At 71.5% G+C, this 15,986-nt stretch carries 14 protein-coding genes, 2 tRNA genes and 1 other RNA gene; 4 read left to right on the top strand and 13 right to left on the bottom strand.

All coding sequences use genetic code 11. The features are described from left to right. The 3 genes from ACN6LB_RS02570 to ACN6LB_RS02560 all read left to right on the top strand — a co-directional run bounded on the left by ACN6LB_RS02570 (position 1) and on the right by ACN6LB_RS02560 (position 1,994). The gene (locus ACN6LB_RS02570) at positions 1-1,251 is read left to right on the top strand and encodes a sensor histidine kinase (RefSeq protein WP_445024352.1); all 1,251 of its coding nucleotides are present in this window, start codon (positions 1-3) and stop codon (positions 1,249-1,251) included. A 35-nt stretch (positions 1,252-1,286) separates the two neighbouring features. Continuing rightward, complete coding sequence (locus ACN6LB_RS02565; protein WP_445024370.1) at positions 1,287-1,898, top strand: response regulator; 612 nt, start codon at positions 1,287-1,289, stop codon at positions 1,896-1,898. A gap of 23 nt (positions 1,899-1,921) precedes the next feature. Continuing rightward, positions 1,922-1,994: transfer RNA gene (locus tag ACN6LB_RS02560), tRNA-Gly, on the top strand. A gap of 92 nt (positions 1,995-2,086) precedes the next feature. Here ACN6LB_RS02560 and ACN6LB_RS02555 read toward each other — a convergent pair. The 6 genes from ACN6LB_RS02555 to ffs form a co-directional block, all read right to left on the bottom strand. Further along, positions 2,087-2,986, bottom strand: a complete 900-nt coding sequence (locus ACN6LB_RS02555; RefSeq protein ID WP_445024351.1) for a phosphoribosylaminoimidazolesuccinocarboxamide synthase — start codon at positions 2,984-2,986, stop codon at positions 2,087-2,089. A 71-nt stretch (positions 2,987-3,057) separates the two neighbouring features. Further along, on the bottom strand, positions 3,058-4,554 hold the full coding sequence (locus ACN6LB_RS02550) for a N,N-dimethylformamidase beta subunit family domain-containing protein (RefSeq protein WP_445024350.1): 1,497 nt from the start codon (positions 4,552-4,554) through the stop codon (positions 3,058-3,060). Positions 4,555-5,115: 561 nt separating this feature from the next. Beyond that, positions 5,116-6,924, bottom strand: coding sequence for a hypothetical protein (locus ACN6LB_RS02545; protein ID WP_445024369.1), 1,809 nt, complete (start codon positions 6,922-6,924; stop codon positions 5,116-5,118). Positions 6,925-7,275: 351 nt separating this feature from the next. Then, positions 7,276-8,529 carry a phosphoribosylamine--glycine ligase gene (purD, locus tag ACN6LB_RS02540; RefSeq protein ID WP_445024349.1) on the bottom strand — a complete coding sequence of 418 codons (1,254 nt, stop codon included), beginning with the start codon at positions 8,527-8,529 and terminating at the stop codon, positions 7,276-7,278. A gap of 250 nt (positions 8,530-8,779) precedes the next feature. Then, entirely contained in the window at positions 8,780-11,131 is a 2,352-nt protein-coding gene (locus tag ACN6LB_RS02535; RefSeq protein ID WP_445024348.1) for a DNA polymerase III subunit gamma and tau, read from the bottom strand. Between the two features lie 83 nt (positions 11,132-11,214). Continuing rightward, positions 11,215-11,313, bottom strand: an RNA gene (ffs, locus tag ACN6LB_RS02530) — signal recognition particle sRNA small type. A gap of 71 nt (positions 11,314-11,384) precedes the next feature. Between ffs and ACN6LB_RS02525 the strand changes: the two genes are divergently transcribed. Then, positions 11,385-11,472: transfer RNA gene (locus ACN6LB_RS02525), tRNA-Ser, on the top strand. 666 nt (positions 11,473-12,138) lie between these two features. Here the strand turns inward: ACN6LB_RS02525 and ACN6LB_RS02520 are convergent. The 7 genes from ACN6LB_RS02520 to ACN6LB_RS02490 all read right to left on the bottom strand — a co-directional run bounded on the left by ACN6LB_RS02520 (position 12,139) and on the right by ACN6LB_RS02490 (position 15,982). Continuing rightward, positions 12,139-13,386 (bottom strand): tyrosine-type recombinase/integrase, encoded by a 1,248-nt coding sequence (locus ACN6LB_RS02520; RefSeq protein WP_445024347.1) that lies wholly within the window; start codon positions 13,384-13,386, stop codon positions 12,139-12,141. A gap of 10 nt (positions 13,387-13,396) precedes the next feature. Then, on the bottom strand, positions 13,397-13,618 hold the full coding sequence (locus tag ACN6LB_RS02515) for an excisionase family DNA-binding protein (protein ID WP_445024346.1): 222 nt from the start codon (positions 13,616-13,618) through the stop codon (positions 13,397-13,399). Further along, on the bottom strand, positions 13,611-14,930 hold the full coding sequence (locus tag ACN6LB_RS02510) for a replication initiator (protein ID WP_445024345.1): 1,320 nt from the start codon (positions 14,928-14,930) through the stop codon (positions 13,611-13,613). The genes ACN6LB_RS02515 and ACN6LB_RS02510 overlap by 8 nt, the downstream gene beginning before the upstream one ends. A gap of 153 nt (positions 14,931-15,083) precedes the next feature. Then, positions 15,084-15,383 (bottom strand): hypothetical protein, encoded by a 300-nt coding sequence (locus ACN6LB_RS02505; RefSeq protein WP_445024368.1) that lies wholly within the window; start codon positions 15,381-15,383, stop codon positions 15,084-15,086. A 17-nt stretch (positions 15,384-15,400) separates the two neighbouring features. After that, positions 15,401-15,595 carry a hypothetical protein gene (locus ACN6LB_RS02500; protein WP_356082405.1) on the bottom strand — a complete coding sequence of 65 codons (195 nt, stop codon included), beginning with the start codon at positions 15,593-15,595 and terminating at the stop codon, positions 15,401-15,403. A 10-nt stretch (positions 15,596-15,605) separates the two neighbouring features. Then, on the bottom strand, positions 15,606-15,797 hold the full coding sequence (locus ACN6LB_RS02495) for a mobile element transfer protein (RefSeq protein ID WP_445024344.1): 192 nt from the start codon (positions 15,795-15,797) through the stop codon (positions 15,606-15,608). Beyond that, on the bottom strand, positions 15,794-15,982 hold the full coding sequence (locus tag ACN6LB_RS02490) for a hypothetical protein (RefSeq protein WP_445024343.1): 189 nt from the start codon (positions 15,980-15,982) through the stop codon (positions 15,794-15,796). Before ACN6LB_RS02490 ends, ACN6LB_RS02495 begins: the two co-directional genes overlap by 4 nt. Positions 15,983-15,986: the final 4 nt, after the last annotated feature.

Below are 15,986 nucleotides of genomic sequence, written 5' to 3'. Positions count from 1 at the left end.
ATGAGCAGACCGGGCAACTGGTGGCGGCGCAAGAGCACCGCGCAGCAGGTCGAGACGTACACACGCTGGTCGTTCCACTTCTTCGCCGTGATCGAGGTCGCCGCGTTCGGACTGCCGGCCTTCTCCCAGGTCGGAACACCTCTCTCGGGCTGGCTGCTGCTGGTGGTGGGCGTGCACGCGCTGTGCTGCGCCGTGACCGCGTCGCGGGCGATCGACTGGACCCGCGGCCGCCGCGAACAGCCCGTACGGCTCCTGATCATGCTCGGGGCGGTCACCGCGCTGCTCGCGATCGCCGCGATCGGGCTCGCGGAACGGGGCCCCGACACCGACGGCGTCGACACCGTCGCGGGCTCGCTCTTCGGCGGCGTACTGAGCTTCGGTGCCGGCACCCTCGCGCTCGGCATCCGCAACCGACGGCGCGTGTTCGCGGTGGTGACCGGCTTCGCGGCGGGCGGCGGAATCACGGCGTTCCCGCTGGGCATGCCCGGCTCCACCGCCCTGGCCACAGCCGTCGTCGTGCTGGTCGGCGCCGGCTTCCTCGCCTTCACCTCGCTCTTCTCCGTCTGGCTGCTCAACGCCGTCTACGCGCTCGACGAGGCCCGCGAGACCCGCGCCCGCCTCGCCGTCGCCGAGGAACGGCTCCGTTTCGGGCGTGACCTGCACGACGTGATGGGCCGCAACCTCGCGGTGATCGCGCTGAAGAGCGAGCTGGCCGTGCAACTGGCGCGGCGGGAGAGGCCCGAGGCAGTGGACCAGATGATCGAGGTGCAGCGGATCGCCCGGGAGTCGCAGCGGGAGGTCCGCGAGGTCGTACGGGGATACCGGGAAGCCGACCTGGACACCGAACTCACCGGTGCACAGGGCGTGTTGAGGGCCGCCGGGATCACCTGCGAAGTGACCGGGGAGTCCGCCGGGCTCCCCGCCGGGGTGCAGTCGGCGCTCGGCTGGGTGGTGCGGGAGGCGGCCACGAACGTGCTGCGGCACGGGGACGCCGAGCGCTGCACCGTAACCCTGCGGGTCGCGGAGGGGCGGGTCGTGCTCACGGTGGAGAACGACGGGGTGCGGGGGCCCGGGGAGGGCCGGGGCTCCGGGCTCGCGGGGCTGCGGGAGAGGTTGTCGGCGATCGACGGGGAGCTGCGGGCGGGGCCGGCCGGGAAGGGGCTGTTCCGGCTCACGGCGGAGGTGCCGTTGCCCGAGAGCGTGGGGGAACCGGGGTCCGTCCTTCTTCCGGCGGGCGAGGTGGCGTCGTGACGACCCCCGTACAGCCGGTACCGGCCGGGGAGCCCGTGCGGCCCGTACGCCTTCTCCTCGCCGACGACGAGCATCTGATCCGGGGCGCGCTTGCCGCGCTGCTGGCGCTGGAGGACGACCTGGTCGTGGTGGCCGAGGCGGCCACCGGTCCGGAGGCGCTGGCGATGGCGCGGGCGCACGCTCCCGACGTCGCCGTCCTCGATCTGCAGATGCCGGGGGCGGACGGTGTGAGGGTGGCCACATCGCTGCGGACCGAACTGCCTGCGTGCCGGGTACTGATCGTGACTAGTCACGGGCGCCCCGGCCATCTGAAGCGGGCGCTTGCGGCAGGTGTGCGAGGGTTCGTCCCGAAGACGGTCAGCGCGCAGCGGCTCGCGGAGATCATCCGTACCGTGCACGCGGGAAACCGTTATGTGGACCCCGAGTTGGCCGCCGACGCGATCGCCGCCGGGGACTCGCCGCTGACCGCGCGCGAGGCCGAGGTGCTCGAATTCGCCGCCGACGGGGCGCCCGTCTCGGAGATCGCCGAGCGGGCCGCGCTGTCCCAGGGGACCGTACGGAACTATCTGTCGTCCGCCGCCTCCAAGCTCGGAGCGGAGAACCGGCACACGGCAGTGCGTCTCGCACGGGAGCGAGGTTGGGTATAGTTGGCCTCGCGCCACGGCGCAGTGCGGACGTAGCTCAGTTGGTAGAGCGCAACCTTGCCAAGGTTGAGGTCGCCAGTTCGAACCTGGTCGTCCGCTCCGCAGAACGAAGGCCCCGGTCGGTTGACCGGGGCCTTTGTCGTACGTTCGCCATCCGCCGGCCCCGCTGAAACGGGGCCGGCGTGGTGCCGTCACGACCAGTTCGCGCCCGTCAGGCGCTCGTACGCGTCGATGTACTTCGCGCGCGTCGCGTCCACGACCTGCTGGGGCAGGGCGGGCGGCGGCTGCTCGCTCCTGCGGTCCCAGCCGGACTCGGCGGAGGTCAGCCAGTCGCGCACGAACTGCTTGTCGTACGACGGCTGGGCGCGGCCCGGCTGCCACGACTCGGCGGGCCAGAAGCGCGACGAGTCCGGGGTCAGCACCTCGTCGGCGAGGACGAGCGTCTCCCTCTCGAAGCCGAACTCGAACTTCGTGTCCGCGAGGATGATGCCCCGCTCGCGCGCGATGTCGCGGGCGCGGCCGTAGACGGCGAGCGTCGTCTGACGCAGTTGGGCCGCGGTGTCGGCGCCCACCTGGCGGGCGACCTCCTCGTACGGCACGTTCTCGTCGTGCTCGCCGACCGCGGCCTTGGTGGCCGGGGTGAAGATCGGCGCCGGCAGCTCCGAGCCGTCGGTCAGGCCCTCGGGGAGCGCGAGTCCGCAGACGGTGCGGGACTCGTTGTACTCGACCAGGCCCGAGCCGGTGAGGTAGCCGCGCGCCACACACTCCACCGGGACCATCCGCAGCGACTTGCACACGAGCGTACGGCCGAGCCAGTCGGCCGGGGCGCCCGGCGGGAGTTCGGTGCTCAGGACGTGATTCGGCGCCAGGTCAGCGAGCTGGTCGAACCACCAGAGGGAAAGCTGGGTGAGTACGCGGCCCTTGTCGGGGATCTCCGTGGGGAGCACCCAGTCGTAGGCCGACAGGCGATCGCTGGCAACCATGATGAGGTCGCCCGCCTCGTTCTGGTACAGGTCGCGCACCTTGCCGGTGTGCAGATGCACCAGACCCGGGACCTGGAGGGGCTCGGGCTTTTCGACGAATCCGGACACGGTTCCTCCCCGTGGTTCTGTCTGAATGGCTCGATTCTCCCGTATCCGGGAGCGCGCCGCGGACAGGGGGTTCAGTCGCGTTTGCAGATGCGGTCCAGAAGGTTCGCGGTCGCGCGCTGGATACGGGTGTCCACGTGCCCCGGACGGTCCAGGGACGGGGACCAGGCAAACGTTCCGGAGGCGAAGACCAGGGCGCCGGACGGGGCACGGTAGAGGGAGGTCTCCTGGTGTCGGGTGGTGCCCTCGCTGTCCCGGTACGGGGAGTGCGCGAGGAGGATGCGGCCCTGGTGCTCGGGGAGCGGGGCGCGCGGGAAGTAGCGGTCGGCCTCGCCCGCGACCATGCCTTCGAGTTCGTCGCCCTCGTGCGCGCCGGTCGCGTCCCACAGCCAGTGATCGGCGTTGCGGACCACCAAGGGGCTCGGCTCCGGGACCCGTCCCGCGTACTGGATGCCGATGAGCTGCTGCTCCGGGCGGTCGATCTCACGCCACAGGGCCGGTTTGCCCGGGCAGCGGCGCTTGAGGCAGGTGAGGAGGCGGTCGCCGACGCCTGACGGGGACGGGCCCAACTCCACCTGCCAGTACAGGGTGTTGGCGGAGAGGAAGACGAGGGAGGTGCCGTGGTCGCGGGCACGCTCCGTGGTGCGGCGCATCTGGGTCGACCAGTACTCGTCGTGACCCGGGAAGACCAGGCCCCGGTAGCGGGTCGGGTCGACTCGGCCGGCGTGCAGGTCGCGGGCGTCGGCGTAGGCGAGGTCGTAGCCGTAGCGCTCCGCCCAGCGGATGAAGTCGTAGGCGTGGCCCACGTGGAGGGGCAGGCCCGCGCCCGCGTACGGACGGTCGAAGGACACCGTCGTCGCGGCGTCCGCCTCGCCGAGGAGCCGGCCCTCGTCGTCCCACGCGTGGTAGAGGCTCGCGCCCGTGCGGCCGTCCTCCGGATAGAGGTTGTACGCCTGCCAGGTGATGTCGGGGAGCAGGAGCAGCAGATCGGCGGGGTGGTCGTCGCGGATGGTGAAGGGGATGTGCGAGCGGTAGCCGTCGATCGTGGTGAGGACGGCGACGTACGCGCCGAGGCTCCAGTAGGAGGGGATCTGCAGCCGCCATGACAGCCACCAGTGGTGGCAGGAGACCGTGCGGTCCGCGGTGAGGGGCGGGGGCTGGACGATGCCGGACAGGCGGGGGCTCGTGGTGATCTTCGATGCGCCGTCGCCGCCGTAGTGGCCGATGCGGTAGATGTCGACGCTGAATTCCTGGGGCGGGTCGACGGTGATGTGGAAGTCGATGGCCTCGCCCGGCGCGGCCGCTCCGGTGGAGGAGAAGCCCTTGATCTGGCGGCGGACGTCGTCCGCGGAGCGGGGGCCTCCGGCCTGGCGGGGGGTGGGGATTCTGGGGGTGGGCTCGTGGGGGGAGCGGGCTGGGGCGAGGTCCACGTACCAGGGGACCACGTGGCCGGTGTCGTCGAAGTAGGTCTCGCTGCCGCGGAGCCAGGGGACGGGGCCCTGGCCGAAGGGGTCCGTCACGGCGTGCGCGAGTGCTCCCGACTCCCAGCGGCGTACGTGCTCGGATCCCATGCCGGCTCCCTCCCTCGTGCCCCCGTCGGCTCGCAATCCCTTGCTGTGCGCATGACCGGACCCAGCACATCACATTACGCATGCGAGTCGTTACCGTTCGTCGCGAATTTCTGACGGGGGGCGCCGTTCGCGGTGCGGTGCGGGGGGGGCGGGTCCGTGCCGTCTGCTGGCGTGGGCGCCTGTCGCAGGGGGGTGTGTTGTGGGTCGGGTCCGTGCCGGTACGTCTTGCCCGTCGCCGCGTGGGCGTACTGCCCGGGGGTCACATCGGCGGGACTTGACTGGGAGTCGGCTACGCGACGGGCAGAGACGTACCGGCACGGACCCTTCCGTGCGTACGCGACTGCGGGGGCGTGGGGGGCGCGCGTGTGGCGCCGGGGGCCGGCGAAGCCGCGTTACTGCGGGCAATCGTGCCGCCAGGGGCGGCACGGGTGGGCGCAGCGGCGCCCCGTAAGCGCCGGGTTGCGTGACCCACACCCGGCCGGCACCCACACCGGGTGACCGTTCAAACCAGGGGTGAGAGGGGTTTGCCCGCCCACCCCGGGTGACCGGGGTCTGGTCGGGTCAGACCAGGCGGACTGGTTTTTCCGGGCGGACGCCGAGGTGGCGGAGCCAGTCGCGCAGAGGGACGGGATCCCCGTGCTCGACGAGGGTGAGAACACGAGGAGACAGATCGGCGGCACGCTCACCGTCGACAAGAAGCATCGGCCCGTCGAGCCAGTCCAGCCCCGGCGTCGCCCCCGCCGTGTCCATCGCCGCACAGCACACCATCGCCGTAACGTGATCGGACAGCAGTTCACGCCCGGTCCGCGGGGGTTGCAGCGGGAAGAGGGGAAGCATCCCGTCGTCCCACAGCGCCCGGTCGGGCCCCTGCGGCTCCGTACCCGCCGCCGCCGCGGACACCACCGGCGCCGCAGCCTCCTCGCGGGCCACCTCCGCCGTGAGCCCGGCCGCCAGCGAGACCGTCCGCTCGTTCCCGAGACCGGCCCCCTCCTCGTCGCCCTCGGATTCCTCACCCATGTTCTTGTAGGCGCCCGACCCGTCGGGCGCCTGGGCCGAGGGCGATGCGGCTGACGTAGGCGTGGTCAGGTGGTCCATCACCCGTGCCAGCGTCGGGCCGCCGGAGTCCGAGGTCGCCGGGTCCGTCGAGTGACGGACGCCCAACGCGTCCAGGACACGGTGGAGGCGGGCCGCGTCGGCGCGCCATTTGCGGTCGACGACCTCGTCCGGGTACTCCTGCCAGCCCACCGGCGCCCAGTCGGGCCCGGGCTCGGCGGGACCCCCGTGGAAGAGACGCGCGGCGAGCAGTGACGCGGCCTCGTCGACCGCGCCGGGCTCTTCGAGCAGGTCACAGGCGGGGCGCTCGCCGAGGCGGGAGGTGAAGCCCTCCGCCAGTCGGTCGCGGCGGGAGAGCTCGGTGAGGGCCGCGACGACCCCCGCGTCCAGGCGGGAGGGCCAGCGCCCCATCCGCCAGGCCGGCAGCGCGACGCGCGTGAGCAGCCGGTCCCACCCGGCGTACGCCAGGCCGACCTGTTCCTGCGCGACGATCCGCAGGCCGTAGTCCACAGCCTGTGCGCGCTCGGCGGCGGCCGCCGCGACGCCCCGCTCCATCTCGGCCGCGTGTCCGCGGCAACTGCGCAGCAACAGGCGGGTCACCCAGCCGACGCCGCCCAGCACCATCCGGGCCAGGGGTCCGCGAGCGGGCGCCGAGGTGACTGCCACGGCCGCGTCCAGACCTCGTACGAAACGACGCGCCGCGGCTATGTCCGGGTGCGCGGAAGGGCCCGTACCGGCGACGACCGGGGCCAGGACCGCGCGCAGTTCGCCGACCCGCATCCACCACAGGAACGGCGAGCCGATGACGAGGACGGGGGTCGCGGGCACCCGGCGCAGGTTCCGGCCCGCGCGGGCGCGGCCGAGCACCTGCGGGAGGCCGCCTGTCAGACCCCGTACATCGGACGGCGGGCCGTGGGCCGGGTGGGTGCGGTCCTCCAGCCAGCTGTCGCAGTCCGGGGTGAGGGCTATCGCGGAGGGCGCCGGAACGTCGAGGCGGTCGGCCAGGTCCCGCACCATGCGGTACAGATCCGGTGCCGATTCCTCGGCGATCGCGACCGTCGGGCTGATGGCGGGCCGCGCGCGGGCCACGACGAGCGCGATCCCCGCGGCCGCGAGCAGCACGAGCGCGGCGACAGCCGCCACGATCCAGCTGGTGAGATGCCAACTCCCGCCGCTGACATGGCCGGTGGAACCGCCGACGAGCAGCACGACGGCGACGGCCGCGGGCAGCAGGGCGACGGCCAGCGCCCGGCTGCGGATGCGCAGCACGGCGAGAGCCCGTGAGCGCGCGGCCTGCGCGCCCACCTCCACACCCATACCTGTCACGACCGGACGTCACCCCCTACTTTCCCGCTCGGCGTCCACCGCGACCCTGGTGGTCACGGCTTCCGCCGACGGATGCCCTGGTGTTGCTCACTCCCCCACTGTGGCACCAGCCACCGACATCGCAATGCCGGTGGGCCAAGTGCCGGAACGCTTTCGCCGCACCCTAGTTGGGGCCCCGGCCCCCGTCAGCCGGATGGGGCATCGGTCACTCGATGGAATGGCTTTGGGGAGAGGTGGATGACAGTGGGCAAGGATCAGGCCCCGGATTCCCTGGGGATTCCGGGGCCTGGGGCCTGCGGGAACGGCTCGCGAAGGTGCCCGCGGATGCGGGTCAACCGGGGGCTACTCCCCCGCCGCCGCCTTTGCCGCGATGTCCGTACGGTGCTGTGAACCGTCGAGGCGGATACGGGCGACCGCCGCGTACGCCCGTTCGCGGGCCTGCGTGAGGTCGGCACCCTTCGCCGTGACGGAGAGCACACGGCCGCCCGCGCTCACTACGGCGTCGCCGTCCTGCCTGGTCCCGGCGTGCAGGACGTACGCGTGCGGGGCGTCCTTAGCGGCCACCTCGTCGAGCCCGGTGATCGGGTCACCGGTCCGCGGAGTGTCCGGATAGTTGTGCGAGGCGATGACCACGGTGACGGCCGCGTCGTCGCTCCAGCGCAGCGGCTCCAGATCGGCGAGCGTGCCGTTCGCCGAGGCCAGCAGCACCCCTGCGAGCGGGGTCTTCAGGCGGGCGAGGACCACCTGGGTCTCGGGGTCGCCGAAACGGGCGTTGAACTCGATCACCCGTACGCCGCGCGAAGTGATCGCGAGACCCGCGTACAACAGGCCGGAGAACGGGGTGCCACGGCGGCGCAGCTCGTCGACCGTCGGCTGCAGGACGGTGTCCATGACCTCCGCGACCAGCTTCGGGTCCGCCCAGGGCAGGGGCGAGTACGCGCCCATGCCGCCGGTGTTCGGGCCCTCGTCGCCGTCCAGCGCGCGCTTGAAGTCCTGGGCCGGCTGGAGCGGGACGACCGTCTCGCCGTCCGTGATCGCGAAGAGGGAGACCTCCGGGCCGTCGAGGAACTCCTCGATGACCACGCGGTCGCAGGCGTTCGCGTGCGACCGCGCGACTTCGAGGTCGCCGGTCACGACGACGCCCTTGCCGGCCGCCAGTCCGTCGTCCTTCACCACGTACGGGGCACCGAAGGCGTCCAGCGCCTCGTCGACCTCGGCGGGCGTCGTACAGACGTACGAGCGGGCGGTCGGGACGCCCGCTCCCGCCATCACGTCCTTGGCGAAGGCCTTGGAGCCCTCCAGCTGCGCGGCCTCCTTGGAGGGGCCGAAGACGGGGATGCCCGCCTCGCGCACGGCGTCGGCGACCCCGGCGACGAGCGGGGCCTCCGGGCCCACGACCACCAGTTCGGCGCCGAGCTCCGTGGCCAGCGCGGCCACGGCGGCGCCGTCCAGCGCGTCGACCGGGCGCAGCTCGGCCACCTCCGCGATGCCTGCGTTCCCGGGGGCGCAGTACAGGGCGGTGACGTCGGAGTCGAGGGACAGGGAGTGGCACAGGGCGTGTTCGCGGGCGCCGCTACCGATGACGAGGACCTTCACGGGGTCAGCCTAACCGCCGGGAGCGGATGCCCTTGTAGGGGCTTCCGAAGGGAGGCGGGTGAGAGGTTGGTGGGATCGTCCAGGTGAGCGTGGATGAGGGTCGCTTGGGTGAGCGTGGGTGAGTGGCGCTGAGTGACGCTTGGGTGAGGGGCTGGTTCGCCGTCTCGCGTCCCGCCGCTTCCCCGCTTACTCGTCTGCCCGCCTACTCGCCTGCCCGTTTACTCACTTGCTTGCTCACTCACTTGCTCGCTCACTCGTTGGTGAACTCCTCCATCACCGTCGCGCCCAGTTCGCGCACGATCAGTTCGTGGCCCGAGAGGGCGGACTCGTCGAGGTCGGGGTCGTCGTCCTCGGGGGTGTCGTCCTCAGGAGCCACCGGAGGCGGTTCCGGGGCCGACTGCGTTACGGCGGGGGCCCCGGACGGGGCTGACGGGCCCCGGTTCTCGGACGGTCCGGGGCCCGGAGAGGCGGCGGGCCGGGAAGCCGGAGCCGCGGACTGCGGAGCGGGGCGCGGCGCGGCCGGGGCGCCGCCGCCGAAGCCCGCGTTGCCACCGTTGAACCCGGGGCCCCCGCCGCTGAAGCCTCCGCCGCCCCCGGCGCCCGGCAGCGGTGCCGAGCCGCCCGACGCGTCGACGATCGCCTCGACCCTCCACTGGACGTTGAACTGCTCGGACAGCGCCTGCCGCAGCACTTCCTCGCTGCCGCTGCTCGCGAAGTTGTCCCGCGCGCCCGCGTTGACGAAGCCGATCTGCAGGGTCGTGCCGTCGAAGCCGGTGATCTGCGCGTTCTGGCTGAGCAGGATCCAGGTGAACCGGCGCCGGTTCTTCACCGCCTCCAGGATGTTCGGCCAGAGCGTCCGGGGGTCGGGGCCGCCGCCGGAAGGTGCGGGGGCGGCGGAGGCAGGTGCCGAGGCAGAGGCGGGGTTGGAGGCGTAGGCGGCGCCAGGGGCGGGCGCGGCGGCCGGCGGGTTCGCGGGCGTCGCCGTGGGCCAGCCGCCGGGGCGACGGCCACCGCTGCCACTGCCCGCGGCCGTCGCTGCGGGCCAGGCTCCGGGTGCGGCCCCCGCCGGGGCGGGCTGGGCGACCGGAGCCTGCGGCTGCTCGGCCACCGGAGCGGGCGCCGGCGCCGCGGCGGGCGAAGGCTCGGTGGACGGCGGAGCGACAGATGGCGGAGCGGAGGACGGCGGAACCTGGGTCGGCGCCGGTCCGCCGGCAGGAGCCGATCCGGCACCCTGGGCCGCCGCCGCACCGCCCCCTGCCCCGTACGCCTGCGCAGGCGCTCCTGGCCCGGTGGTGCCCGCCCCCCGCGCGGCGGCCCGGGCCGCGGCGGCCCCGCCGCCCGACGGAACCGAAGGCCCCGGAGCGGCAGCAGCTCCACCGTGCACCTCGGGCCCCGGCACGTACCCCATGGCGGGCGCGGCCGCTGCGCCCGCGCCCACGAAGTTCACGCCGCGCTCGATGCGGTCCAGCCGGGCCATGACGGAGCGCTCGTCGCCGTAGGCCGCGGGAAGCAGCACGCGCGCGCAGATGAGTTCGAGTTGGAGCCGGGGGGAGGTGGCCCCGCGCATCTCCGTCAGGCCTTCGTTGACGAGGTCGGCGGCGCGGCTGAGCTCGGCGGCGCCGAAGACGCCGGCCTGGGCCTGCATCCGCTCGACGACGTCGGAGGGGGCGTCGATGAGCCCCTTCTCGGCGGCGTCGGGCACGGCGGCCAGGATGACCAGGTCCCGCAGCCGTTCCAGCAGGTCGGCGACGAAGCGCCGCGGGTCGTTGCCGCCCTCGATGACCGTGTCCACGACCTCGAAGGCCGCGGCCCCGTCCCCGGCGGCGAAGGCTTCGACCACCGCGTCGAGCAGGGTCCCGTCCGTGTAACCGAGCAGCGAGGTCGCCATGGCGTACGTCACACCGTCGGTGGCTGCTCCCGCGAGCAGCTGGTCCATGACGGACATGGAGTCACGCACGGACCCGGCACCGGCTCGCACGACCAGCGGCAGCACGCCGTCCTCGACGGGGATGCCCTCCTGCCCGCAGACCTCGCCCAGGTACTCCCGCAGGGTCCCCGGCGGGACCAGCCGGAACGGATAGTGATGTGTACGCGACCGGATCGTCCCGATGACCTTCTCGGGCTCGGTCGTGGCGAAGATGAACTTGAGGTGCTCCGGCGGTTCCTCGACGACCTTCAGCAGCGCGTTGAAGCCGGCCGACGTGACCATGTGGGCCTCGTCGATGATGTAGATCTTGTACCGACTGCTCGCAGGCCCGAAGAAGGCCTTTTCCCGCAGGTCACGCGCGTCGTCCACACCACCGTGCGAAGCGGCGTCGATCTCGATGACGTCGATCGAACCCCGCCCGTTGCGCGCGAGGTCCTGGCACGACTGGCACTCCCCGCAGGGCGTCGGCGTGGGCCCCTGCTCGCAGTTCAGACACCGCGCCAGGATCCGGGCGCTGGTCGTCTTCCCGCACCCGCGCGGCCCGCTGAACAGGTACGCGTGATTGACCCGGTTGTTCCGCAGCGCCTGCTGCAACGGGTCGGTGACATGCTCCTGCCCGATGACCTCGGCGAACGACTCCGGGCGATAGCGGCGGTACAGCGCGAGAGACGACACGTATACGAGGTTATAGGCGCCCACTGACAACGCGGACCGCCCGCGGGACAACCCTGAGCACGGCCCCCCGGCACGGCCCCGGAAACGCAAGCGCCCCCCACGCACCCGCCAGAGCCAACCTACCCTTGCTGCCTTCCGGCCCTGGGGGAGTTCAGTCAGATAGCGCCACGTGAGGGGCTCCGCACAGGGTACAGGATCCTGAGGGTGGGAACGAGTTCGCGAGCACTCCCTAACGTCTTGTATTGTTTGCCGCGGAGGATTCGCCTAGTGGCCTAGGGCGCACGCTTGGAAAGCGTGTTGGGGGCAACCCCTCACGAGTTCGAATCTCGTATCCTCCGCCAGTGCCTCACCGGGCACGATGTCGAAGGGCCCCACCGTTCGCGGTGGGGCCCTTCGTCGTTGTCCGTCTCAGTTTCCGTCTCAGTTGGCCTTTGGCGGCTGACAGGCCCACACCGCAGTGCCAGCCACAGCCGCCCGTTCCGCATGTGGTCACGTCCGTGCCTTGGGATGCGCCGGTTTCTCCACAGGAGCACGATGTTCCTATGAGGTTCGACAGCGCTCGGGCCCCGCGACGGACATGGTGGGCAGCAGGCCTGATGTCCCTCCTGCTGTGCCTAGCTGGCACAACTGCATGCGGTGGCGGTGAGTCTCCGCATGAGACGCCCACGCCGACGAAAACCGTCACGGAGACCACCCAGGTCCCCGGGGACACCGAGACAGACACTGAAGAGGGACTCCTACCAGACCTGACTGGCAAGGTCCTGCAAGAGGCCCAAGACACAGCGCAGGCCCACGGCTTCTACGATCTGGAATCCAGTGATGCCGCAGGCAGTGACAGGCTCCAGGTCTGGGATCGCAACTGGATGGTCTGTTCCCAAACCCCAGAGCCAGGGCAACACCCAACAGACGTCACGGTCACCTTCAACGTCGTCAAGCTCGACGAGAGCTGCCCTTGATTGATGTCCCGTCGGGTGGCGGAGCAACGTGAACCACGATGAAGGACCTGGTCAGTTCCCTTCTGAGTTTGGCGGCTCCCACAGGACCTCGCCGACCTGTTGCGCCACCTTCCGGAGCATGGGCCCAGTGATGTGCATGTACCGAGCGCGCATCCGTGCCGCTCCCCCGGGCTCCCACCCCATGATCGCGTCGATCACAACATCCGGGACGCCGAGGATCAGCAGCACCGTCGCCGCCGTGTGGCGAGCATCATGAAGCCGACCGTCCCGGACGCCAGCGTCCCGAAGAAGCCGCTTCCAGACGTGGAAGTCGGTGTTCGGGCTCAGCGGCCCGCCGATCGGCGAGGCGAAGACGTACCCCTTGCCCTCCCAGTCCGCGCCTGCCGCGATCCGTTCCCGCTCCTGCACCTCCTGGTGGTGCCGGAGGATCTTGATCAGCGGATCGGGCAGGCCGATCGTGCGCCGTCCCGCGCGGGACTTCGTGGACTTGTGCTCGCGGCGGGTCTGCTGCCGCTTGGGGCAGTACCCCGCCTTCCGGCCGCACGGTTCATCGTCGCCGCAGCCGTGCGCGTACTTAGGCCGGAGTCGGTTCTTGCGGATACGGAAGTACCCCGCATCAAGGTCGACGTCCTCCCAGTGGAGCCCGAGCGCTTCCCCTTGCCGTAGCCCGAGCGCCAGGGCGACGACCCACCGCGCGCTGTTGCGGAGCTTGGCCGCCTCGACGAGCAGGCTCTGAACCTCCTCGATCGTGTACGGCTCGATGTCCTCCTCTTCGAGCCGTGGAGCCTTGGCGATCTCGGCCGGGTTGGTGGGGACGTGCCCACGTCGTACCGCCTCGCCCAGGGCCGTGCGGATCGTCCGGTGCGCGTGGTGGGCGGTGCCGGCCGCGCTGCCGGTGCGCTGCATCTTTTGGTAGAAGCGCTCCAGGTGCTCGGGCTCCAGCCGCTCAAGCCGGTGGGCGCCCAGGCCCGGAACCAGATGCACGCGGACATCCACCTCGTACCCGTCGTACGTGTTCTCGGAGACGTACGGCTTGGCGATGTTCTCGACCCAGTGCTCAAGCCAGCTCTGGACGGTCCAGCCCTTGCCCGGCTTCCGGAGTTTCTTGTCGTCACGGGCCCGCTCCATCTCGCGGACAGCCTTGGTCACCTCGGCCTTTGTCCTGCGCTCGACGTGACGACGGTCGGGCGTGCCGTCATCGCGAACGCCGACCGTCACTCGCCCGTGCCACTTCCCGTCCTTGCCGAAGTAGATCGACGAGGCGCCGTTGGGCTGACGGGTGCGCTTCTTCTCTGCCATGGCCGCCCCCTCACGCCGCTTCGGCAGGACGACGACGGAGCTCGGAGACGTAGGTGCGCAGAGCGTCGGGCGGAACACGGCGGAGTCTTCCGACCATCACCGACTCGATCTCGCCTGCGCGCACCAGCTTGAAGCACGTCGTCCGGCCGATACGGAGCCGCCGTGCCGCCTCTTCGACGGTCAGCAGGACCAAGGAGGGATCGACAGCGCGCGTGCCTTGAGCCTCAGCCATGCGTCGGCTCTCCTTCCGTTCCGGGGGCAGGAGCGAGGGTCGCGGCGAGCCATTCCTCACCACGTGTGAGGCCGATTCCGGCGAAGGACCAGTGCGCGAGGACGTACGTCGTTTCCTCCTGGTCGTCGAGGTCGCGGCGCAGGTCCTCGGGCAGGGCCGCCAGTGCCTCTGCGCGCCGCCATTCGGCGCGGGCGGTGCGGAGGGCGCCCAGGGTGGTGGAGTAGCGGCGGGTCTTGGTCGAGAAGTGGCCGCGGAAGCCGAGCATGTGAGCCCAGGCCCTGAGCCGCAGCTCTTCCAGGTCGCGGCGAGCGCCGAGGGTCCAGGCGGTTCGGATCAGCCGACGTGCGTGCTCCGTGATCCGTACGCGGTCGAGCTCGGCGAGGAACTTGAGCGGCCGGTCCAGGGTGCCGGTCGCGGCCTCCGCGCCCTTGGTCGCGTACTTGGCGATGTAGGCCGCCACCGCGCGTTCCGTCAGCTCGGTCGAGCCGTCGAAGTCGGCGGATCGGATGGGGCGTACGTCGAGTTGGCGCCCGAAGGTGAAGTGGTGTGCCCGGCCGTCGAGCACGGGGCCGGGCACTGTTGCCTTGGCCGTCGCGGCGGCGATGGCGTCGGTCAGGAGCTCGGCCGTGGCCCAGGCCGGAGGGGCGCTGCTCCCGCCCTCCGGACCGTCGACGCGGATCACGGCGTGAAAGTGCACGGCGCCCCGCCGCTGGTACTCGGCCACCTTGGCGAAGGACACGCGGGCGTGGTCAGGAAAGGCCCGCTGGGTGAGCCCAGCGCGCTTGGCCACCTCTCTGCGGAGATAGATGGAGAACCGGCGCCAGAGCATTCCGGCGTGAGCGTTCCAGAGCACCGCCGCTTCGTAGTCGTACGTGGCCGGATCGAGCGGAGTGCCGAGGATGCCGTCGTCCTGGTCGTGGAGGGTGCCGCAGCGGCACGGGCGCACGATGCCGCGCCGGTCGGCGGGTCGGTTGTGGACCGGACCGAAGCCGGGCGCGGTGAAGGTGGCGAACACTCGGGGGTGCGCGGCGACGGTCTCGGGGGTTCCCTTGCCGCCTCGCAAGCCCGCTGTGATCAGGTGGTAAGTGTCGCGCCGGTAGGTCTCGGCGCAGGCCGAACAACGCGTCGTACGGCGGTTGTTGCACCGCACGAGCAGACGGCCGGCGGGGAGCGTGGACGAGTCCAGGTGGTGCAGGACACGGCCGATCTCTCCTGTCTGAGTGTTGAGTTGGTACTCGGTCCGGTGCCCGTCGAGGCGTACGGGGTTCGTACACCCGCCAAGGCCGCGCAACTGCCGCACGAGGGATGGCATGTTGCCGAGCGTCGCGAGCGCCCCCAGGTCTGCGAGCGGGGGCGAAGTGCGTCCGGTAGTAATGGAGCTGTCCTTTCGACTGTGTTCGGGAGGGTCCGCGCCTGCCGGGGCGGCGGGATGCTTGGCGGTATCGAGGCCGCCCCGGCAGGCTGGTCAGCGCTTCGGAGCGCCATTGAGCAGAGAGCGCACCACTACGGCCGCGATGGACACGGACACGGCCGTTATGGCGACCGTGGCCAGGAGCGCGGTCAACACCACGCCTACGACCACAACGGCGGCGACAGCACCGGCGCCGAGGCCCATGAACGTGGAGACCTGACGACCGGCGGAGGGCGCCGGGGCGTGAGCGCAGGAGCAGGCAACCGGGGTGTGGTGACGCTCGGCGGGAACGGCCGAGGTGATCACGTGAGTGGCCGGGAGCGGTGCCGCGTCGGGCAGTTTCGGGCGAAGCAGCATGGCGGTTTCTCCTCTCAGCGATTGGTGCCGTTGACGACGTCGACGCCGGACCGCGTACCGGACTCGATGGCAGGGGCGAGGAAGGTCTGCGAGAGCCAGAAGCCGAACAGCGCGATCACGACAGCGACCCAGAGGCGGATGCCGAGGAACTTGATCGCGGCCCAGGCGATGACGCCGAGGACGAAGACGAGGGGCAGGCTGACGATCACGGCGATCTCCTCAGCGGACAGAGCAGCGGTGGGTACGGGCAGCCAGCTCGGCGGCGGCCCGGCTGTCGTAGTCGGTCGAGAAGCCGCAACGGGGCGCCGTACAGGCCGCGGTGTGCTTCTCGCGGCCTCGGCCGTCGTAGAAGGTCCCGACCTGTACGGGGCCGATCCGGATCACTCGACGGAAGCGGCGTTCTGCGGTCATGACTGGCTCTCCTTCTGTTCGGTGAAGTCGGCGACGTGCTCGGCCAGCCAACGGCGGATCTCGGCGCCCTCCTGGTCGTCGGCGCTGAAGATCACGGGCTCGGCGACGAGCACGGCCTCGGTGAAGCAGTTCTGGCGGGTCAGTTCGGCAGCGCGCTGGAGAGCGCGCAGGGTGGACGGTCGCAACGGC

The organism is Streptomyces sp. SAS_270 (genome assembly GCF_052543295.1).
Note: the sequence above shows the minus strand (reverse complement) of the source record. Positions and strands in the feature narration are given on the sequence as shown.